This window comes from Paenibacillus sp. CF384, assembly GCF_900106745.1.
In the GTDB taxonomy this organism is placed as follows: Bacteria; Bacillota; Bacilli; order Paenibacillales; family Paenibacillaceae; genus Paenibacillus_Z.
The window spans coordinates 174495-194717 of record NZ_FNNV01000007.1; the positions used below are offsets into that span (position 1 = coordinate 174495).

General features: G+C 50.3%; 20 protein-coding genes. 6 read left to right on the top strand and 14 right to left on the bottom strand.

Annotated elements, in window-relative coordinates; genetic code table 11:
* Nucleotides 1–63: 63 nt before the first annotated feature.
* From BLW29_RS13900 to katG, 11 genes are all read right to left on the bottom strand, one after another.
* Nucleotides 64–1005 carry an ABC transporter permease gene (locus BLW29_RS13900; protein WP_090980445.1) on the bottom strand — a complete coding sequence of 314 codons (942 nt, stop codon included), beginning with the start codon at nt 1003–1005 and terminating at the stop codon, nt 64–66.
* A complete protein-coding gene (locus tag BLW29_RS13905; protein WP_090980447.1) occupies nt 998–1927 on the bottom strand; it encodes an ABC transporter ATP-binding protein in 930 nt (309 codons plus the stop codon). The genes BLW29_RS13900 and BLW29_RS13905 overlap by 8 nt, the downstream gene beginning before the upstream one ends.
* Nucleotides 1924–3018, bottom strand: a complete 1095-nt coding sequence (locus BLW29_RS13910; RefSeq protein WP_177186627.1) for a DUF4097 family beta strand repeat-containing protein — start codon at nt 3016–3018, stop codon at nt 1924–1926. The genes BLW29_RS13905 and BLW29_RS13910 overlap by 4 nt, the downstream gene beginning before the upstream one ends.
* A 2-nt stretch (nt 3019–3020) precedes the next feature.
* Complete coding sequence (locus BLW29_RS31435; protein WP_177186628.1) at nt 3021–3764, bottom strand: hypothetical protein; 744 nt, start codon at nt 3762–3764, stop codon at nt 3021–3023.
* A complete protein-coding gene (locus BLW29_RS13915; RefSeq protein WP_090980450.1) occupies nt 3764–4480 on the bottom strand; it encodes an ABC transporter ATP-binding protein in 717 nt (238 codons plus the stop codon). Before BLW29_RS13915 ends, BLW29_RS31435 begins: the two co-directional genes overlap by 1 nt.
* Before the next feature lie 3 nt (nt 4481–4483).
* A complete protein-coding gene (locus BLW29_RS13920) occupies nt 4484–4858 on the bottom strand; it encodes a GntR family transcriptional regulator (protein ID WP_090980452.1) in 375 nt (124 codons plus the stop codon).
* A 170-nt stretch (nt 4859–5028) separates the two neighbouring features.
* Entirely contained in the window at nt 5029–5391 is a 363-nt protein-coding gene (locus tag BLW29_RS13925) for a DUF1304 domain-containing protein (protein WP_090980454.1), read from the bottom strand.
* Nucleotides 5392–5519: 128 nt separating this feature from the next.
* A complete protein-coding gene (locus tag BLW29_RS13930) occupies nt 5520–6983 on the bottom strand; it encodes an S-layer homology domain-containing protein (protein WP_090980456.1) in 1464 nt (487 codons plus the stop codon).
* Nucleotides 6984–7188: 205 nt separating this feature from the next.
* Nucleotides 7189–9606, bottom strand: a complete 2418-nt coding sequence (gene helD, locus BLW29_RS13935) for an RNA polymerase recycling motor HelD (RefSeq protein WP_090980458.1) — start codon at nt 9604–9606, stop codon at nt 7189–7191.
* Nucleotides 9607–9881: 275 nt separating this feature from the next.
* Nucleotides 9882–10280 (bottom strand): DUF1398 family protein, encoded by a 399-nt coding sequence (locus tag BLW29_RS13940; RefSeq protein ID WP_090980460.1) that lies wholly within the window; start codon nt 10278–10280, stop codon nt 9882–9884.
* 161 nt (nt 10281–10441) lie between these two features.
* Entirely contained in the window at nt 10442–12622 is a 2181-nt protein-coding gene (katG, locus tag BLW29_RS13945; RefSeq protein WP_371264721.1) for a catalase/peroxidase HPI, read from the bottom strand.
* A gap of 428 nt (nt 12623–13050) precedes the next feature.
* Between katG and BLW29_RS13950 the strand changes: the two genes are divergently transcribed.
* The 5 genes from BLW29_RS13950 (at nt 13051) to BLW29_RS13970 (ending at nt 16934) form a co-directional block, all read left to right on the top strand.
* Nucleotides 13051–14115 (top strand): zinc-dependent alcohol dehydrogenase, encoded by a 1065-nt coding sequence (locus BLW29_RS13950; RefSeq protein WP_090980462.1) that lies wholly within the window; start codon nt 13051–13053, stop codon nt 14113–14115.
* Nucleotides 14116–14141: 26 nt separating this feature from the next.
* Nucleotides 14142–14981: an AraC family transcriptional regulator gene (locus BLW29_RS13955; RefSeq protein ID WP_090980464.1), complete on the top strand. Its 840-nt coding sequence runs from the start codon at nt 14142–14144 to the stop codon at nt 14979–14981.
* Between the two features lie 43 nt (nt 14982–15024).
* Nucleotides 15025–15801, top strand: coding sequence for a TIM barrel protein (locus BLW29_RS13960; RefSeq protein WP_090980679.1), 777 nt, complete (start codon nt 15025–15027; stop codon nt 15799–15801).
* Nucleotides 15802–15845: 44 nt separating this feature from the next.
* On the top strand, nt 15846–16139 hold the full coding sequence (locus tag BLW29_RS13965; RefSeq protein ID WP_090980466.1) for a Dabb family protein: 294 nt from the start codon (nt 15846–15848) through the stop codon (nt 16137–16139).
* A 165-nt stretch (nt 16140–16304) separates the two neighbouring features.
* A complete protein-coding gene (locus tag BLW29_RS13970; RefSeq protein WP_090980468.1) occupies nt 16305–16934 on the top strand; it encodes an HD domain-containing protein in 630 nt (209 codons plus the stop codon).
* A gap of 106 nt (nt 16935–17040) precedes the next feature.
* Here BLW29_RS13970 and BLW29_RS13975 read toward each other — a convergent pair whose 3' ends face one another.
* The 3 genes from BLW29_RS13975 to BLW29_RS13985 form a co-directional block, all read right to left on the bottom strand.
* Nucleotides 17041–17397, bottom strand: coding sequence for a VOC family protein (locus BLW29_RS13975; RefSeq protein WP_090980470.1), 357 nt, complete (start codon nt 17395–17397; stop codon nt 17041–17043).
* A gap of 25 nt (nt 17398–17422) precedes the next feature.
* Entirely contained in the window at nt 17423–17887 is a 465-nt protein-coding gene (locus BLW29_RS13980) for a phage tail protein (RefSeq protein ID WP_090980681.1), read from the bottom strand.
* 88 nt (nt 17888–17975) lie between these two features.
* Nucleotides 17976–18659 (bottom strand): TetR/AcrR family transcriptional regulator, encoded by a 684-nt coding sequence (locus BLW29_RS13985; RefSeq protein ID WP_090980472.1) that lies wholly within the window; start codon nt 18657–18659, stop codon nt 17976–17978.
* 140 nt (nt 18660–18799) lie between these two features.
* Here BLW29_RS13985 and BLW29_RS13990 point away from each other — a divergent pair, with 140 nt between their 5' ends.
* Entirely contained in the window at nt 18800–20152 is a 1353-nt protein-coding gene (locus tag BLW29_RS13990; protein WP_090980474.1) for an MATE family efflux transporter, read from the top strand.
* Nucleotides 20153–20223: the final 71 nt, after the last annotated feature.

Consider the following 20223-nt stretch of genomic DNA (forward strand, 5'->3'; position numbering starts at 1 on the left):
TTCAATCGCCAGCATTTGGCGGTTTGAAAGCTTTTTACAAGTTCAGCTAATTTGTGGACCGACTTAGGCTGCCACATCCCTGCGCGTAAACGCAAGCCAAGAAACCAGGTTAAATACGACAAAATAAATGACGAGCATGATGACGGAGAAGGAAAGCGTCATGCCGTCCTGATACGGCCGCCCCTCCAGATACTGTGAAAGATTGATGTTGGCAAACAGCACGTACTTCGCCCAATCGTAACGCTGAATAAGCTCCGTCAAGATGTTTCCCGCGAACAATAAGAAGACGGAGGTCCCAATTGCCATTGCGCTGCTGCGGAACGCTGAAGATATCATGAATGCGATCGTGACATACATCACGGTGGATACACCGTTTAGCATATACGTTTTCCACAAGTTAACAAGCATGTTCCGCTCGAAGATGTCCCCATTCGAATCCATGCCGACCAGTGGCAAGTTCATATCGCCGAACTGATACAGCAATCCATTAATCAACACGGATACTACGAACAGCACGATTAATAAGAAAATGCCGAACAGAATCATGGATATATACTTAGAGATGAGGATCTTGAGCCGATTAGCGGGACGAATGAGGAGCAGCTTGATTGTCCCTGTTGAGAACTCCCCAGCCAAGCTGTCTCCGGCAATAATGACCATGAACAGCGTAATCAAGATGACTAACGTCGCGGAACCGTTAATGCCGCTCCACATCGTGCCGACCTCCGGCCTGATGTCATGCTCCAGCCTATAATCGATAAGTGCGATTCGATCCTTATAATATTTCTTTGATCCCTCGTCTGTTTTCGGATCCGCCAATTCCTTCTCGGCATCCGCCTTCTGCTCCTCGACTTGTTTCTGCCACGTCTCGGAACTAGGTGTTTTGTCGTAATGCCAATCCAGGATGCTCGCGGTAAATACGATCCCGATCATGATACCGACCATGATCCAAGTTCGCCAGCGGCGGTATACTTTCATATTCTCGTTCTGAATTAAGTTAACCAACCTGCTCGCCTCCCGTCATTTCCAAGAACCGATCTTCGAGCGACACCTTGATTGGATGTGCACCGAATACATCGATCCCGCTACCCATTAAGTAAGACAGAATACGCGGAATTCGTTCCCGTCCGGTCACGATTTCGGCGCCTCCCTCAACAAGCTTCACTTCTTTGACGCCTTCCAGCTGCTTAATCGCCGCCACCGCCTCATCCGTAAAGTCAGCTTCAATGAGATAGGACTTGCTCTGCTCATCCGTACCGATAAATTCGTGAATCGGTTTGATGTCCACCAGTCTGCCTTTCTGCAGAATAGCCACCCGGTCGCACATCAGCTCCATCTCGGAGAGCAAGTGGCTCGATACGATAACCGTAATGCCTTCGGTCCGTGTCAAGTACCGCAAGTAGTCGCGCAGCTCGCGAATTCCCGCAGGGTCAAGACCATTCGTCGGTTCATCCAAGATAAGGAGCGAAGGATTATGCAGCATGGCTTGCGCGACGCCTAGCCGTTGGCGCATGCCGAGGGAATACTTCTTCACCTTATCGTGAATGCGGTCCTCCAGCTTAACCAGCCTTACCACTTCGTCGATTCTTTCCTTAGTCACTCCGGGAACCATGCGTGCGTAATGGACCAAATTACGATAGCCGCTCAGAAATTTGTACATTTCCGGGTTCTCGACAATGGCACCTACGTGGCGGATCGCCTTCTCGAATTCGTTCTTGATGTTATGGCCTTGGATTCGAATTTCGCCTTTGGTGATGGACATCAAGCCGACCATCATTCGAATGGTGGTCGTTTTGCCGGCTCCGTTGGGACCGAGAAAACCGAATATTTCGCCTCTGGGCACGTCGAACGTCAAATTATCAATAATCGTTGTCTTGCCGACCTTCTTGGTCACATTGCGCAAGCTTACAACGGGTGTATCGCTCATCGTTGCGCCTCCTCTATTGGGGAATGAATAATAACCTCTCCGTTACTCGACGTAATGTCGACTTTCCATTTGCCGGTGCCGGTCGTACCTTTTAAAAGCGTCATATTCTCGTTGTCCGGGTTTGTGCTTATGAATGGCAGCTTCGTTAGAATGGCCCCATCTGTTGCCTCAACGTTAAAGCTAAATCCTCCATCCTGCGGCAGCACCACATCTGTTGTTCCGGACTGTGAACCCACTTTGATGTCACCGCGAATGCCATCCATCCGAATTTCGCCATCCACTCCGCTCAGATTAACGCTGCCGGTTATGTCGCTTACGTACACGGGGCCACCTTCGGTAACTCCGCTTACAGCTCCTTGGACGCGGCGGATAAACTGCTTTCCGGACTTGCTGCTCACCGATACATGACCTCGAACGTCCTCGATCGACGCGATTCCTGCCTTGTTGTTTAACGCGATATCCCCGTTAATGCCAGAAGCGTACACATGGCCATAGGAGCCATTAATGGTTACGCTGCCGGTGACCCCAACGAGCTCCACCAAGCCGCCGCTTGAGGTTACATCAACATCGCCATGAATCCCTTCGACACGAATGGGTTCCTCTTCAGCGCTGAGTTCCAGCTTCAAGCCATCCGGCACCAGCAGCGTGTAGGTGATGTCGTAATCATCTTGATCAAGCGTTTTCCCGCCGGCCATTGCAACCAAGGCGAGCTTACCCGCTTCATGATGCTGCTCGATGCTTACCGCCTTGTTCATCCGATCTGCTGCCTCTGCGTCCGATGCGGACACGGTAACCGCGTAATGAAGACTTACGTTGCCGCCGCTTGCTCGCTGCACCGTTATCGGACCGCCTGCCCCGGTGAGCTGAAGCTCCCGCAGTGTCCCTGGATCGGTAATCTCAAGCTGCCTCTCGTCCGTCTTTGTCACGCCATGGTTCGCTCGCTCACGGGCCTGCGTTCTCGCCTTGTTAGCGAATTGATCGCTAAATCGTTTGAAAGGCTCCTCTTTACGAATTCCAATATCCAGAATCATCGCCACGAATAGGACCAAGACTACGGAAAGAAGAAGCGTTCTCTTAGAACGTAACGTCATCTTCATACCTCCACTTCCCGTTCGAACATATACCCGTTCAGCCACGTTAATCCGACGATAATGAGCGCCACAACGATGAACGGTCCGGTTTGCACGAACGTTCCGTCCTGTCCTTCGCCGCCGATCCATATATCGGGTGTCCAACTCAGCAGAGCCGACAAGAGCGGGCTAACTCGCAGCGTGGCCCAGAGCGCCGTGACGAACGCGATGAGTACAACGAGCCACTTCAATCGCGCGACGAGCTGCCCGCATAGGAATGCGAATTGCACGATAACGACCGCGAATACCGTGATGAACAGGTAGAGCCAGAAGCTGTGCAGAAGCAAGTTCACGAGCTCGGGCTTGAAGCTTAGCAAATCGCGGACGATTCCCCACTCCTCCCACTTGGCGATGAGCAGTGTAAACGAGAAGCTTGCTGCAATCCACAGCATGACTCCAACCAGCAACGTTATCGTAGCTGCTAGCTTCGCCGCTAACACTTTCCATCCGCGTACGGGCAGCGAGAGCAGCAAGTAAATCGAATTCGTTCTCCACTCCGAATGCAACTGATAATAGCCTACGCCGATCGTGACCACAGCAATAAAGATATAAGGGAATAACAACGATAACATCGACAGCACGTCATCCTCCCATACGCCACTCTTGAACCAGAGTAAGAGATCCATCAGAAAGACCGCGACGGAGAAGACGCCGTATAAAGGCCAGACACTCTTCAGCTCTTTGCGGAATAAATTGCGGAATGCCATTACACGTACACCTTCTCCCATATGTTCTCGAGTGAACAGCCGAACTCCGCGCGCAGGTTCTCTGCGGAATCGAACAGCTTGATTCGTCCGCCTTGCAGGAAGATCACGTCATCGAACATCGGCTCAGACTCTTTCACCGAATGAGTAGATAAGATGATCGTTTGCTCTGCGGATTCGAATTCGCTGGCGATCGAACGGATGATCTTAGCACGTGAAGATGGATCGATGCCCGAGAAGGGCTCATCAAGCAGGACGAGCGGCACATCGCGAGATAAGGCAGCGATTAGCTTCAATCTTGCTCGCATTCCCTTAGACAAGCTGCGCACCTTCTGGTCGATATCAAGCTCCATCTTCGCGAGCATATCCGCCGCTTTGTCCTCCTTCCAATCCGGATAGAAGCCCGAGATGAAACGCAGCGTTTCCTTCACTGTCATCCAGCCATACAAATTGTCGATCTCCGGTAAATAAGCGATCTGCGCTTTGTTCCGAACGCCGGGCTCTCTGCCGTTTACGAGAATGCTGCCTGACGTCGGATAGATCATGCCCGCCATCATCTTAAGCAGCGTCGATTTGCCGCTCCCGTTCGGACCGAGCAAGCCGACTATTGTTCCTTTGCGGATTTGGAGATCGATTCCGTTAATCGCGTGTTTCAACAAGTAGCGTTTATGAACGCCGTGTAACTCTGCAATATTGGGTTGGTCGAACTGTTCATTCATGCTCTAAGCCTCCTCGCCTTCGTATAATTGCTTGCGAAGCAAGAGCTCTGTCTCTCCCGGTTCGACTCCCAGACCCCGCATCTCCTCGATAAATTGGCGTACCGCCGTGTTGGCCATCTCCGCTCGTATATGCAGCAGCAACGCCGGGTCGTTCTTGATGAACGTGCCTTGACCGCGCAACGTCTCCGTCAATCCTTCCCGCTCCATCTCCTGATACGCCCTTTGCACCGTATTCGGGTTAACCTGCGACATTTGAGCCCTTTCCTTCAAGGAAGGGATCTTGTCACCCGGCGCCAGCTCACCCCTGACTAACGCCTTCTTGACCTCGTCCACCATTTGCAAATATATTGGTTTCGGGTTGTCAAAATTAAGTTGCATGTCCGACCCTCCTATAGAACGCGAACCAGTGCACTACTAAACTAGTGTACTGATAATATATTTGGAACCCGAGTCGCTTGTCAATGGCTTTGTTTTGATTTGCGCCAAAAAGCCGCTTCCTATGCGGAAAGCGGCTTTTACAATCGCGATATGAGGGCATCAAGACTACCTTAAGTCATCAACACGAACGCCAGTGCAACGATGGCAGGCAGACCTTGCATAATCAAGATGGATCTCTTGGCCGTTACCCCTCCATAAATAGCAGCAACGAGTACGCAGCAGAGAAAGAATAGTTGAATCTGATGTCCGACAGCAGCTGCGGGATGGAACAATCCCCAGAACAAGCCCGCCGCTAAGAACCCGTTGTACAAACCTTGGTTGGCGGCAAGAGACTTCGACTCTTGCGCGAACGTCTTCGTGGTACCGAATGCCTTCATTGCCCTCGGCGTAGTCCACATAAACATCTCCAGTATTAAGATATAGATGTGCTCCGCTGCGACAAGTGCAACCAATAGTGCAGCTATAATCGTCATTTGCGTCTTCTCCCCTGCCTGTATGGCGGTAATACTTTATATATACATCCTACCGAACGCCGAGACAAGCACTACCTATAAAAAAAGAGCGCCACCTCGAAAGGCAGCACTCTTCATCATCCATTCTATTATGCGATGTTGTTCCAGTAAAACGTAAGTGTAACCGCGCTGGAATTGCCCGCAGCGTCAGTCAACGTACCCGTTACAACCAATTGATTGTTGTTGCCGCCGAGCTGCTTTAAGTAGCTAACGGATACACCGTCACCTTGTGCATCCAAAGCACCTAATTTAGTGATCAGATTCAAGGACGAAGCTGTTCCTCCAACAAGCTGCTGCGTGAAGGACAACGACGGATAAGATGCCAGGTTCACGTTTTGAATTGAAGTGATCGTCAAAGTAGCATCTTCATTTGACGTGATGTCTCCAGCAGTCAGGTAACCGCTTGTGATTGTGATTGTGCCATCGTTGCCATCGAGATCAACAGGAAGACTGTTGACGTTCGCTGCAGTCAGGTTTGGCGCTGCATCGTCTGCTTTAATGGTTAATGTAACTGTGCTGGAGTTGCTTGAACCATCGCGAAGCGTGCCCGTAACGACAAGCCCGTCATGGTTGGTATCCAACTGCTTAAGCAGCGACACGGATACGCCGTCTTCTTGTGGATCTAGCGCTCCAAGCTTGTCAATCAGATCAAGCGTATTCGAGCCGGAAGCCAGCGATTGAGTAAGCGATAGCGACGGATAGTCCGTCAAAGTGATGCCTTCAATTGCAGTAATGGTCAGAGTCGAAGCTTCGCTTACGCTAAGCGTTCCCTCTGTCAGATACGCACTGCTCTTAAAGCTGATCGAACCGTTTACGCCGCCTGTTACCGTTACGTTTCTGCCGTTAACCGTAGCTGCGGTGATGCTAGGTGCAGTTGTATCTCCTCCGCCGTATACCGGTGTTGTTGGCGGTGTTGGTTTATTTGCTTCTTCTTGTGCTTTCTTAATCTCTTCAAAGGCTTGCTGTCCGCCATATGCGCCTATAACCAGATCTTGTCGAGTAGCCAGTTTGGAACCGTCGACACCTGCAGGGAGGATTTTCTTATCAATGGCTTGTGTGATAGCATCGCTATACCATGGTGTTTTGGTGACGTCCACTTTACCGCCCAGGCCTCTGACGAATACAGTTGCAAGTTGGCCCATGTTGGTCGTGCCGCTAGGAGCAAATTTGTTGTCCCCAACTCCATCCATTAGTCCGGCCTTCTTCGCAGCTTCGATAAATGGAATCGCCCAAAAGTCAGTAGTTACGTCGCTAAACGACGAGGTTTTTACACTTGTATCGACTTTAAGACCAAAAATCAAAGCAGCCACTTTAGCAAATTGCGCACGGTTCATATTATCTTGAATTCCAAATGTTTCAGTGCCTTGACCCTCAAATACGCCTTTAGCCAATAACGCATCGATTTTGGCCTTAGTTGCCGCATCCAAGCCCGCCAAATCCGTAAAATCAGCCGATGTCTTTACTGTCGTGCTCTCTGCATGAGCAGCTACACCTGGCACAAGCAAGCTCACACCTAGCGGAAGCAGCAACCATTTTGAAGCTTTCTTTTTCAACGTAAAACACTCCTTTATTGATAATTAGTAAATTATTCTAGGTTTTATTTCGGCATGCAGACCTAATTTGTTTAGCTTTTAATGAAAATGAATGACAAAAGAACATGATTCTTTCGAACTATAGTTAATTTCTATAAAGTGGCTATCAACAAAAATAAACACGGCACCCAAGTCGGGTACCGTGTTTGCTGCGATACAGATACTTTTACACCTCAAATAAAGAGGAATCCAATGCCTGAATATATGGCGTCCATTCATCTGTCGTATAGAGTAGAAGCCGGTGCATCGCACGCGTACAAGCCGTGTAGAAGAGCTTGCGCTCGCTTTCCCGATGGTACACCGAAGAAGATGCATCATAGATAAGCACGGCGTCGAACTCCACCCCTTTGGCGAGGTAAGAGGGAATAACCATGATTCCCTTCTCGAAGTCAGGCGTCTCCTTCGTAACAAGCCGCAGCCCCTGACAACCATGAGCGGCAAGGCGCTCGTAGGCTTCCCTGCTCTCGGCCGCTGTCTTCGTAATAATAGCAATGGAGCCGAGGTCCTCCGACTGAAGAGCCGCGAGATCCGCTGCCATTCGCGCCGCCCTCATCACGTCGCTGCCCGTCTGAATAAGAAGGGGTTTCCTTCCTCTCCGATCAAAGGGCACAATCCCCTCTTCGCCGCCCGGCAGCAGCGATCTTGTAAACTCTACAATTTCGCGCGTGGAACGGTAACTGCGGGACAATAAGATGCGGCTCGTTTTATCCTCGCCATAGAGCTTGAGCAGCGGTGACTCCGCCTCATGTAAATTCGTAGCCTGCGTGAAGATCGCCTGACCGAAATCACCCAATACCGTCATGCGGGCACGAGGGAACAGATTCTTGAGAAACTGATATTGGAACATCGAATAATCCTGACCCTCGTCAATGAAGATATACCGAACCAGCGTATTCACCCGAGAGCCCTCAATGAGTTCTTTTAGATAGAGGTACGGTGTTGCGTCCTCGTAATACAGCTCGCGCCGATTCAGCTTCTCCCTCGTCTGCGCACAGATTTGCGGCCAAAGCTCAGGCACTTCCGCCGTATTCGTCATGGTTAGATACACGTCGTCATTCTCGCTGAACAATTGCGTGTATATCCCCTGCATGTCGATAAACAACATACTCTTTACGCTTCGCCTTAGCGGCTTGAAGGCTTCCTTCACGACCATGCGGCAGAGCATCTCTTCCTCTTGCTCGGCGAAGTTGAAGTCTGCTTCATCTCCGCGGCGCTTTTTCGTTACAAATTCCTGTACCTCCGCATACTGCTCGGCAAAATCAAACACACCGCGATCCTTGTGCAGTTCGCCAAATACCTCCGCATATTGCTCATTGTCCAGATAGTTCAGTTCCTCCTGAACCCACGAAGCAGACAGCTCTTCTCTCTCCAGCCGAGTCAGTTCCTTCATTAACCATTCCTGCAATAACGTTATGCGATTCGTTAGTCGAATCGAGGTGTCATACCTATAAAATTTCGATCGAATGAGATCGCCGGTAATGAGTACCCGATCGCGGAATCGAATGTCGTTAAACCTCATCCCTTCCTGCCCCAGCCATGACGCATAACCGTGGAGCGCCTGAAGGAACGCTTCCGACGACTTATATTGGATTCCGCTCAGACGGGACGCATACCCTTGCGCCGAAGCTTCGGTCAGGACATATTCAAGCTGGTCAAAGGAATCCTCCAGTTGAAATGCAGATCCAAGCCAATAGTCCAGATATTCTTGGAACGTCGTCTGTTGCATATTCTCCTCGCCAAGCTCCGGAAGAACGGTAGACACGTAGCTGTTAAACATCGGATTAGGCGAGAAGAGGACAATCTGATCAGCCGTCAGCTTATTGCGATGTTTGTATAGTAAGTACGCTACGCGCTGCAGGGCCGCAGAAGTTTTTCCACTACCAGCCACACCCTGCACAATGAGCATGCGGCTTCTATCGTCACGGATGATGGCGTTCTGCTCCTTCTGGATCGTCGCCACGATACTCTTCATCTGTGTATCAGCACCTTTGCCCAGCACCTGCTGGAGCAATTCGTCGCCGATCGTTATGCTGGAATCGAACAAGTTCTGGATCTGTCCGTCACGAATCTGGTATTGCCGCTTCTGCGTCATGATCCCCTTAATTGAACCCCCAGGTGTATCGTAAGCGACCTCGCCAGGAGAGTAATCGTAATACAAACTCGCAATTGGCGTACGCCAGTCGTACACCAAGAAATTCATGCCGTCCTGTTCCACGAAAGAGGATACCCCTATATAAACCTGCTCGATCAGATTCTGACCAGCCTCTTGAAAATCAATCCGGCCAAAATAAGGAGATTGCAGCAGTCGCTTGACGCTATTCCATTTCTGCTGCAGCTGCCGGTGGCTTCGCTCCCGTTCGGATAATACGGCTGCCTGCTGCTGGATCGTGAAGAAGGTCTCTTCGAAATCCTCATGCGTGCTCGTATTCACCGTAACTTCTTCCCAGAATCGCTTGCGAATGTCCGCTGCTTGATGACCCAGTTGATCCACTTTAGGCTCCAGCTCCACGACTGCTTCGCTAAGCTTGCTCATTGTCTGGTCCAGCCGCTCTTGTTCGTTCTCCCAATCCTTTGCGTGTATCATCCTTCTTAACACACTCCTTTAACCAATAATTTGGAGAAGCAAAAGAACATTTGACAACCCGCAATTCCCTGTGATAATATTAAGGTATAAGTAAGATGCAATAACTACGACCTAATACATAAAAATTGCAGAGAATTCTTTCATTATAGCATGATGTTTTTTCGAGCACAATTGGTTATTACGAGAAACACCCCGGGAAATTTTCCCGGGGTGTTTCTGTCTCTTTTGCAGACTAAGCTTGAACCTGTGATCAGGCAGCCCCCTCGACTTCGGGGTTATTCAAAAACCGGAACAGCCTCCACATAAGACTCGCCGGCTCTCCCGCTCGTATAGTTAATCGTACGATCGATCATATTCACTTCGTAATAGTGTACTCCTGCAGCAGCCATGTCCCGAAGAAATTCTGCAAAAGGAGTCCGATGCTGCTGATGATGTAACAGTCCTCTCTTTACGGCATCGGCATGGAACTGCTCCGCTACCTCAAGGGTTGACACCGAAGCCGATTTCGTTTCCTCGTACTGACTGTCTGCCCCCATATATACGATGTTGTCGTTAGCTACGCTTGTCCGATAAGAAACGACTCCTGCATGAAGCAATTCCTGAAACGTTCTTGGGTAGGGCCATCTTTCACTCTTGGATACCGAGCTGATTCGTTTGACTTCTTCGATATTCATAGGAAACCTCTCCTTTGAGATGTTAGTGTACGAGCTGGATTTAATGCCATAATAGCACACCTACAAGCCGGACAAAAAGGAAGAGCGCCACCTGAATTAGGCAGCGCTCTTCCGCTTCTATAAATGGAATTCAATAATTGCTCGGTCTACTCTCGAATCGGTTATGCAAGATCGTAACGGTCTGCGTTCATAACCTTCACCCATGCCGCAATGAAGTCACGCACGAACTTCTCTTGGTTATCGTCTTGCGCGTAAACCTCGGCAATGGCGCGCAGTACGGAGTTTGAACCGAACACGAGATCTACGATTGTAGCCGTACGCACGACTTCGCCTGTCTTCCGGTCTCGCCCTTCGTAAACCACTGCATTGGCCGGCTTCCACTGCAAGCCCATATCCAGTAAGTTGACGAAGAAATCATTCGTGAGCGTACCTTCGCGATCGGTGAATACGCCATGCGCGGTATTCCCGAAGTTCGTGCCCAGTACGCGCATGCCGCCTACAAGCACAGTCATTTCCGGTGCCGTCAGGTTCAGCAGCTGTGCCTTATCCACCAGAAGCTCTGCCGGGCTGACGCTATACTGCTTCTTCTGATAGTTGCGGAATCCATCGGCAGCCGGCTCCAGCACGGCGAAGCTTTCAACGTCCGTTTGCTCTTGCGTGGCATCGCCGCGTCCGGAGGTGAAAGGCACCGTCACATCAAAGCCCGCATCGCGAGCGGCTTTCTCTACTGCAGCGCTGCCGCCCAGTACGATTAAGTCTGCTAGGCTTACTTGCTTATCCAGACCACTCTGAATCGCTTCCAGTGCGGCAATAACCTTCGCAAGCTGCTCCGGCTGATTCACTTCCCAATCCTTCTGCGGAGCAAGTCGAATTCGAGAACCATTCGCGCCGCCGCGCATATCGGAGGCGCGGAATGTACTGGCTGAAGCCCAAGCGGTCGATACCAGTTCGCCGACGGTTAGTCCCGCGCTCAGAATCTTCAATTTCAGCTCTTCTACTTCGGCGTCTGTCAGCTCTGTCTCAGCTGCCGGAATAGGATCTTGCCAGATCAGAATTTCTTCCGGCACTTCCGGACCCAGATATCTTGCACGCGGGCCCATGTCACGGTGAGTCAGCTTAAACCATGCGCGAGCAAAGGCATCCGCGAACTCTTCCGGGTTCTCATAGTAACGGCGAGAAATGGTCTCGTACGCCGGATCCGCACGAAGCGCCATGTCCGCAGTGGTCATAATCGTCGGAACGCGAACGGATGCATCTTCCGCATCGGGTGCAAGATGCTCCTTAGCAGGGTTTATAGGCGTCCACTGGTTAGCGCCTGCCGGGCTCTTCGTAAGCTTCCATTCATACCCGAGCAGTAGCTCGAAGAAACCATTATCCCACTGCGTCGGATTTGCCGTCCATGCGCCTTCGATACCGCTCGTGATGGCGTCACGGCCTTTGCCTGAGCCATGCGTGCTCAACCAGCCCAAGCCTTGCGCTTCAATAGAAGCCCCTTCCGGCTCAGCACCGACGAGTGCAGCATCCCCCGCTCCGTGCGCTTTGCCGAAAGTATGCCCGCCCGCTACGAGGGCGACCGTCTCTTCATCGTCCATTCCCATCCGTTTGAACGTTTCACGAATGTCACGGGCACTTGCAAGCGGGTCCGGGCTGCCGTTCGGGCCTTCCGGATTCACATAGATCAAGCCCATTTGAACAGCCGCGAGCGGATTATCGAGCTCACGATCGCCTTTGTAGCGATTGTCTCCCAGCCATACCGTTTCAGCACCCCAGTAGATATCCTCTTCCGGATGCCAGACGTCCTCACGTCCGCCGCCGAAACCGAAGGTTTTACCGCCCATAGACTCAATGGCCACATTCCCCGTCAGAATAAACAAGTCCGCCCAAGAGATCTTGTTGCCATACTTCTGTTTAATCGGCCACAGCAGTCGACGCGCTTTATCCAAGTTGCCATTATCAGGCCAGCTGTTAAGGGGAGCAAACCGCTGCGTACCGGTTCCGGCTCCTCCACGACCATCGCCTGTACGATAAGTACCTGCCGAGTGCCACGCCATACGGATAAAGAATGGACCGTAATGACCGTAGTCGGCCGGCCACCAATCTTGACTGGTTGTCATCAGATCACGAAGATCCTGTTTAAGTTGTGGATAGTCCAGCTTAGCGAATTCCTCTGCATAGTTAAACGCTGCGCCCATCGGGTTCGTTTTCTGGTCATGCTGATGAAGAATGTTCAAATTCAGTTGATTCGGCCACCAGTTTCTATTCGACGTACCGCTAGATGCAGGACTCGTAGCGCTTCCATGATTGAACGGACACTTCCCTGCGTTAGCATGATCCATATTCATCGCTATCACCCCATTAACTAAAATTAGTACTAAATGATAATTATTCTAATACTAGTTATAAAACTAATCGCAGCAGAAATCAATTGTTTTTTTGGGGCTTTCTTCACGTCGTCAAGACTCTACCAAATATATATGTCCCACCCCGCAACCCTATGTCCAACGCTGCCAAATACGGACAATCCCGCTTCCTCCATTACCCGATTAAGGTCACTTTTAAATACTAGGTTTAAATCGTCGCGATCGGTCGTTTCTAGCTCCCCTCATTTGGGGAGCTTTTTTCATTACACCTGTAAAAGTGATAAGTATCCATCGGTTATTGATAATGGTTCATGGAATAATATGCTATATAATCAAGCTGTAAGCGATATCAACCGAGATTATATTCTTATTCATAAGTGATTATTATCTTACAATCAGGAGGATGAATCATGCTTAGACAATTGATCGCATCAGCCCCGCGTAAAGCGGCAATTATTCCTTACGAGGATCGTGCTATTCTGCCGAATGAAGTAAAAGTGCGCGTCGACCAGGCTTCGCCCAAACACGGTACCGATCTTGCAGGCTTCCGCGGAGAAAGCCCGCATACGGCGGATTACTTCGATGATAAAGAAGGTTGGAATCTGTTCTTGCCGAGGGATCCGAAGGATATTCAGACAGACGGCGGCTTTGGACGATGGAACCTCGGTAACATCTGGGTAGGCGTCATAACAGAGGCAGGTACCGAAGTAACGGAGTATAACGTTGGCGACCGCGTAGCTTGTTACGGCGGCATTCGTGAAACGCATATCGTGAACGCGGTTAACAACTATTATTTGAAAAAGATGCCTGAAGGCATGTCGTGGCAGAACGCGGTATGCTTCGATCCCGCTCAATTTGCGCTCGGCGGCATTCGCGACGCCCACGTTAGGGCAGGTGACCGGGTCGCCGTATTCGGACTCGGTGCGATCGGCCAACTCTCCGCGCAAATGGCAAAGCTCGCCGGCGCTAGCTGGGTGGCCGTTATCGATCCGATTGCGGGACGGCGCGAAGTCGCACTTAAGAACGGTGCCGATGCGGCATTCGACCCCCTCACGGATGACGTGGGGCTAGAGCTCAAGAAAGCGACAGACAAGCTCGGCGTCGATGTGATCTTGGAGACTAGCGCCAATGAATTCGCGCTTCAACAAGCGCTCAGAGGGCTGGCATACGGCGGCACAATCGCTTTCCTCGGCTGGGCCAGAGCGTTCAAGGGCGGGCTCGACTTAGGCCGCGAAGCGCATTTCAACAACGCCAAAATCGTCTTCTCCCGAGCGTGCAGCGAGCCGAATCCGGACTACCCGCGCTGGAGCTGGCGCCGAATCGAAGACGTCTGCTGGGATATCCTCGCGAGCGGCCGCATCGATTGCGAGAATATCATCTATCCGGTCATCCCTTTCGAGGAATCGGCCGCAGGCTACGAGAAATACGTGGATCAGAGTCCGGAGCAGAGCATTAAGCTTGGCGTCACATTTTAGTTCAAATCAAGAAAGGGGGAAGTGGTATGAGCGATAGCTTAAGCGATCTCTTGAGGCATGCCGAACTGCAAATCATTCAATTCGACGTTCACCGCCGGGATGAGATGAAGACGCTGAATCGCACGCTTCCCTTCTACGTGATGTCCTATTTGAAGTCGGGCAGCGCTAAGCTCCGAATTGATGGCGAGGAGATGGAACTTGAACCGGGGACGGTCGCCTTCATTCCCCCGAACGTGGCGCATGATCATTATAAAGACACCTCCGACCCAACCGAGTTTCTCTGGTGGCATTTCACCTTTGAAATCGAAGGCGTCATGGATGTCATGAACATGTTCCAAATTCCATTCGTGTTCCATCTGCAAGATCATGTGTATTTCGAGAAGGTATTCATGGAGTTCATGGAATCCGCGGATGCCCGCATGCATTCCTTGCCGCGCTCGATCTTAACGCGAGCGAAGTCGCTCGAGCTCTTATATATCATTCTTAACAGCGCACTCCGTCAGAAGAATGCCCAGAAAGACGTCGCCAAGTCGGATGTATTCCTGGACATGCTGACACGAGTCGTGCAATCGCCCGAAGAACCGTTAACGCTGCAGCAGATGGCCGATGAGCTGCACATGCATCCCACCTACGTAAGCAATCGGTTCAAGGAATTATTCGGCAAGTCTCCGCTTCAGGTACAACGTGAAATGCGGATTCAGAAGGCGAAGACGCTGCTGGAGACATCCGATCTATCCGTGACGGAAATTTCGCAACGGCTGGGCTATAGCGAATTACAGAATTTCACGAGACTATTCAAGTCCTATGTCGGCATAGCACCTACCCAATTTCGCGAGCTGAATCGCAAATGGCGGGTTTCGAAGTAAGGTATCGTTTCATCATAAAGGGTCAGGGGAGCGAATGGGCAGCATGAAATATTCATTGTGTATCGGGGCTTATCCAGGCAAGGACGCCGTCTATCATCTGGAGAAAATCAAAGAACACGGCTTTCACGGGCTCGAATACTACGCCTGGTGGGAGCTGGAGGACCTTAACGCTTTCGCCAAGGAACAAGAGCGGATCGGCGTCGGCATCAGCGCGACGTGCACGAAGTTCATCAGCTTGGTCGACGAGTCGCAGCGGGACGCCTACATCGAAGGCGTTAAGCAGACGATCGAAGCTTGCCGGGTACTGAACGTGAAGTCAATTATTTCTCAGACAGGCAACGAAATCGAGGGCATGCCTCGCGATGTTCAGCGTGCGACGATGGTGGAGACATTGAAGCGCTTGGCGCCTCTGCTCGAGGATGCCGGTGTCGTATTGGAATTGGAGCCGCTTAATGGGCTCGTCGATCATAAGGGACATTTCCTGCAGCATTCGGACGAATCGGTGGATGTCGTCGACCAAGTGGGCAGCCCGAACGTGAAGCTCGTGTTCGACGTCTACCATCAGCAGATTACAGAAGGCAACGTCATCCGCAACGCGACCGGTTACATAGAACGCATAAACCACTACCATATCGCGGATAACCCCGGCCGCAAGCAGCCAGGCACGGGAGAGCTAAATTACGTGAATATCCTGAATGCCATCAAAGGTACCGGGTTCTCCGGTTTTGTCGGATTGGAAGGCGGCTACACGATCGATACGGACGCAGCCATTCAACAGTTTAAAGACGAGATCTTGTCTCGAGTGGAAACCGGAATGTAAGATGGATAAGAACTACTACCGCTGCCTTACAGGAGGAATTATCCATGATTCAACGTACTTTACTTTTGAAATTCGCTGAAACAACCACGCATGAACAGCTTCTAGAGGTCGCGAAACGCTTCAAGGCACTGCAAGCTACCATCTCTGGAATCGTCGAAATTCAGGCGGGACTTAACATGGCGGAGAAAAGCAAAGAATATCAAGTTGTGCTTATGGTGAGATTCGAGAATCAAGATGCGGTGAATGCCTACACGATTCATGAAAACCATCAAGCTGTTGTCTCCTACATTCGCGAAGTTGGCAGATTAGAAAGTATCGGTGTGGATATTGAGATCTAAGTGTGCGTTTAATCGAAAGGCCATCCTTTGCAGGATGGCCTTTCTTCATGAATCTTCAGTCCACCGATTGCCAATATCGAGTTAACGATCCGTAAACAATCGGCTTATATACTGAATTTACGACGGCAGCAAGCCAACTCCAATAGAAGAAAGGAATGTGATCGTATGGGCATTCATGCGTATTTCCAATCGTTGACCGACTTGGAACGAATCATTCGTTGTCCCGGCAAATTCAAATTCCAGGAACATAGCGTTGCTGAGCATTCGTGGAAAGTGATTCAGTATGCCAAAACGCTGGCCGATATCGAAGAAAGCCATGGCGTCACTGTCGACTGGAAGAAGCTCTATGAGATCACCAGCAGTCACGACTACGGTGAAATTTTCATCGGCGACATTAAGACGCCCGTCAAGCACTACTCCATGGAGCTGCGCTCCATGTTACAGCAAGTCGAAGAAGGAATGGTGGCCCATTTCATCGATGAGCATATCCCTGAAGAATTCAAGTCCATCTTCCGCAGACAGCTGCGCGAAGGCAAAGATGATTCCGTAGAAGGGCGAATCCTCGAAGTGGCCGATAAAATGGATCAGATCTACGAAGCGTTCGCCGAGCTCCAGAAGGGAAATTCCGAGCAAGAATTCATCGTGATGTACCGACATGCGCTCATTAAGATCAAAGGCATGCGGCTGCACTGCGTCGATTACTTCCTGCAGCACATTTTGCCCGACCTCGTAAGCGAAGGCGCTCGCTCTCCAATCGACATCGAGCAGATCACGAAGGAAGCATTGGCTTCCTGATGCTGTGTACATTCCCGTTAGTATTGCTGCCCTATCAGCTGTTCATTCATCCGGTGAATTTATAAAGGCCATCCTTCTGCGGGATGGCCTTAACTTTGGTCTAAACTCAGTTCTCCAGGTCGTACGCAACGGGGTGAAGCGGTTGGTAGATCGAAAGATCCGCACCGCTCGGAAGCTTAATGGAGGCCAGCTTGCCCCAACCTTGATCGCTGATCGGCGCCGAGATTTCAACACCTTTTGCCGATAAATCCATTAGTGTCTTCTCAATGTCCTCGCACATAAAGTAGAACTCATGCTTGCTTGGTCCATCTGTAGGATGTACAGCAATTTCAGCAGGAGGAAGTTTAAAAATCAGCCACCCGCCGCCGGCATCCACACCTGCTAATCCGAGTACATCTCGCATGAATACCCTGTCTGCATCCGCGTCGGTGCTATACAAAATAATATGTGCAGCATTGATCATAGCGGCAACGTCACTGCCCTTCCGTTTAATATTCACCCTTAATAACGAAGAACGAACCCCGAATTGTTCCGGCTAGCTTGGACTTCTGCCTTGCGAACTTAAACTTCGGTTCCAGCTCCTTCGGTATCTCCATCCCTTCGGACAGCTTAAACCCAACAGCCCGCTTCTTAGGGTCATCGACCGTATACATCACATTGATGGAAAGGCCATCCTCATAGAAGACGTAGGTGAATTGAATGTTTTCCACTTGAAAACGCGAGGTCTCCAGAGGCTTGGCCGCAAACTCGATATTGCGCTCTTCCCTCAGAATCCGGTGCGCATAATCAAGGTCTTCCTGACTTTCGCTTGCGGGGACAGTCGTAAACACATGGTTGTATTTGTTCATGAAATAACGGGCTTCATTCGCGCGCAAGCCGGCAAGCGTCTCAGCTACCGGTGAAGACTCTAAACCAACTGTAGACACATTCTTAAAATCAACGATGTACGCCATTGTCATCCCTCATTCTCTCCATGATCCTTCTATTATTCCCCGATATTATACCAAATATTAGGCAAGACAAGCCTTCATTATTTGCATTCTACCTCTCCTGCTCTCCTATCACCTGTTCGATCCCGAGCAGGATAAGCCTCAAACCAAACTCAAACGCCCCGTCAGTCCCCATTACCTGGAACAGCCCCGTCGTGAACATTCTCCGGAACAGTCCCGCATCCGTCTCACTCATCGTGTCCAGCAGGCGAATCAACTCCTCACCTGGTTGCGGCGCTCCCTGCTCCTTAAGAATAGCGGCGACATTACGCTCATGCTGATAATGGTCTAGCACGAAGTAGAAAACATAATTCACAAGCGTGTTCACCGCTTGCAATTTCTGCTCTGCGTCAAGAGGCGTTGATTCAACGCAGAGCAGCATACGGTTGGTAAACCGGATAATGTCCGGTTCGTGGGGGAGCGTCATCATCATGAGCTGCGTGGAGCAGGGATAACGGCTGAGTACACTGCGCTGCGTGACTGCAAGACTCTTCAACTGCTCCTTCCAGTCCCCTTCCGACTGGAACTCCTCCAGAATAACTTTCGATACTTGGTTGGCGAGCCGCTGATAGAGATTCTGCTTGCTCTTGAAGTACCAGTACAGAGAAGGAGCCTGAATCCCCAGTCGATCGGCCAACCGTCTCAGGCTGAATTTCTCGATGCCCTCCTCTCCAAGAAGCTCCCATGAAGCTTCCAAAATCTTGTCTTCCGAAATCTGCGGCGGCTGCTTTTTCATCGTGATCACCCTTTTATCTAACAGTGTAAGTTTGTGCTTTACAGGTTTATACGATCATGATATCATCTAACACTGTAAGGTTCAAACTAACACCGTTAGATAGAGGCTTTCCACAATTAAATAAGAAAGAAGTGACTTCTATGGATGCAGAAAACCTCCATTATTTTGAGAAAGCACCGGTCGCCAAAGCCGTCGCTCATTTCGCTGTCCCGATGATGTTAGGAATGTCAATGAGTGTCATCTACTCCATCTTAAATGCCTATTTCCTTGGTACACTGGGGAATACCGCTATGTTAACTGCACTGGCACTAACCTTGCCGTTATTTGCGGCTATTATGGCACTAGGTAACTTAATTGGCATCGGCAGCAGTGCTTTCATCTCTCGTTTACTGGGGGAGAAAAGATATGATGATGTCAAACATGCGTCTTCATTCGCCTTCTACAGCAGTTTAGTTCTCGGTCTAATTATGATGGCCGCCGGACTTCCATTGATTGACGCGATTGTTCATGGTCTGGGAGCGACGCCTGACTCCTTCGGGTTCACGAAAGACTATGTCACGATTATGATTGTCGGTTCTCCGTTTATCGTCTTATTCTTCACGCTGGAGAATATCGTGCGTTCGGAAGGCGCGGCCATCACGTCCATGATCGGTATGATTCTTAGTGTCGTGGTGAATATTATTCTCGATGCGTTAGTCATCTTCGTCTTCCATTGGGACGTAATTGGTGTCGCTTCTGCGACGGTGATTTCTAACTTGGTTGCGAGTGCATTCTACGCCTACCACATCGGATATAAGAGTCCATTTCTAACCGTCTCTGTAAAATGGTTCAAAGCGAACAAAGAAATACTAGGCCAGGTATTCAAAATCGGAGTTCCCGTCTTTATTATGAGTCTCTTCCTAGGCGCCATGTCGCTCATCTTTAACCGTTACCTGGTCGAATATGGGGAGCAGGCCGTAGCGGCGTTCGGGATTTCATCGCGCTTATTGCAATTTCCCGAGGTTATTCTGATGGGTTTATGCGAGGGAGTCGTGCCGCTCATTGCCTATTCTTTTACAGCAAATAAATTACGCATGAAGCGGACCATTGCCTTCACCATTAAAGCGATTGTGGCGTTAGCGATCGTGTTCGGCGTTATCGTCTATCTGATTTCCGATCACTTAATTGGCCTGTTTACGAATGACCCGCAATTAATTGACATGGGCAGCTACATCCTGCATGTGACATTCTTATCCTTGTTCATTACAGGAATGACCGCGCTGTTTACGGGGATCTTCCAAGCTACAGCGCAAGGAACCGCCGCATTTATTATGTCCATCATTCAAGGGATCACTCTGATTCCTGTGCTCTATATCGCCAATCGAATGAACGGATTCCACGGGGTGGTCTGGTCTCTTGTCATTGCCGATGCTGTCACATTCCTTGTTGGTGCTGTCATGCTGTATATCCTTCGGAACAAATTGCAGCCGGATTTAGAAAGTTTAGTTCAGTAGAACACATAAAGGCAGGATTAGGGACACACCCCGATCCTGCCTTCTATTTATTGCAACGTAAGAATCACTTG

Bases quoted from the DNA above. Each gene is read 5' to 3' on its own strand.
- BLW29_RS13905 (WP_090980447.1), bottom strand. From the start codon at position 1,927: ATGAGCGATACACCCGTTGTAAGCTTGCGCAATGTGACCAAGAAGGTC.
- BLW29_RS13910 (WP_177186627.1), bottom strand. From the start codon at position 3,018: ATGACGTTACGTTCTAAGAGAACGCTTCTTCTTTCCGTAGTCTTGGTC.
- BLW29_RS31435 (WP_177186628.1), bottom strand. From the start codon at position 3,764: ATGGCATTCCGCAATTTATTCCGCAAAGAGCTGAAGAGTGTCTGGCCT.
- BLW29_RS13915 (WP_090980450.1), bottom strand. From the start codon at position 4,480: ATGAATGAACAGTTCGACCAACCCAATATTGCAGAGTTACACGGCGTT.
- BLW29_RS13920 (WP_090980452.1), bottom strand. From the start codon at position 4,858: ATGCAACTTAATTTTGACAACCCGAAACCAATATATTTGCAAATGGTG.
- BLW29_RS13925 (WP_090980454.1), bottom strand. From the start codon at position 5,391: ATGACGATTATAGCTGCACTATTGGTTGCACTTGTCGCAGCGGAGCAC.
- helD (WP_090980458.1), bottom strand. From the start codon at position 9,606: ATGATACACGCAAAGGATTGGGAGAACGAACAAGAGCGGCTGGACCAG.
- BLW29_RS13940 (WP_090980460.1), bottom strand. From the start codon at position 10,280: ATGAATATCGAAGAAGTCAAACGAATCAGCTCGGTATCCAAGAGTGAA.
- katG (WP_371264721.1), bottom strand. From the start codon at position 12,622: ATGAATATGGATCATGCTAACGCAGGGAAGTGTCCGTTCAATCATGGA.
- BLW29_RS13950 (WP_090980462.1), top strand. From the start codon at position 13,051: ATGCTTAGACAATTGATCGCATCAGCCCCGCGTAAAGCGGCAATTATT.
- BLW29_RS13955 (WP_090980464.1), top strand. From the start codon at position 14,142: ATGAGCGATAGCTTAAGCGATCTCTTGAGGCATGCCGAACTGCAAATC.
- BLW29_RS13960 (WP_090980679.1), top strand. From the start codon at position 15,025: ATGAAATATTCATTGTGTATCGGGGCTTATCCAGGCAAGGACGCCGTC.
- BLW29_RS13965 (WP_090980466.1), top strand. From the start codon at position 15,846: ATGATTCAACGTACTTTACTTTTGAAATTCGCTGAAACAACCACGCAT.
- BLW29_RS13970 (WP_090980468.1), top strand. From the start codon at position 16,305: ATGGGCATTCATGCGTATTTCCAATCGTTGACCGACTTGGAACGAATC.
- BLW29_RS13975 (WP_090980470.1), bottom strand. From the start codon at position 17,397: ATGATCAATGCTGCACATATTATTTTGTATAGCACCGACGCGGATGCA.
- BLW29_RS13980 (WP_090980681.1), bottom strand. From the start codon at position 17,887: ATGGCGTACATCGTTGATTTTAAGAATGTGTCTACAGTTGGTTTAGAG.
- BLW29_RS13985 (WP_090980472.1), bottom strand. From the start codon at position 18,659: ATGAAAAAGCAGCCGCCGCAGATTTCGGAAGACAAGATTTTGGAAGCT.
- BLW29_RS13990 (WP_090980474.1), top strand. From the start codon at position 18,800: ATGGATGCAGAAAACCTCCATTATTTTGAGAAAGCACCGGTCGCCAAA.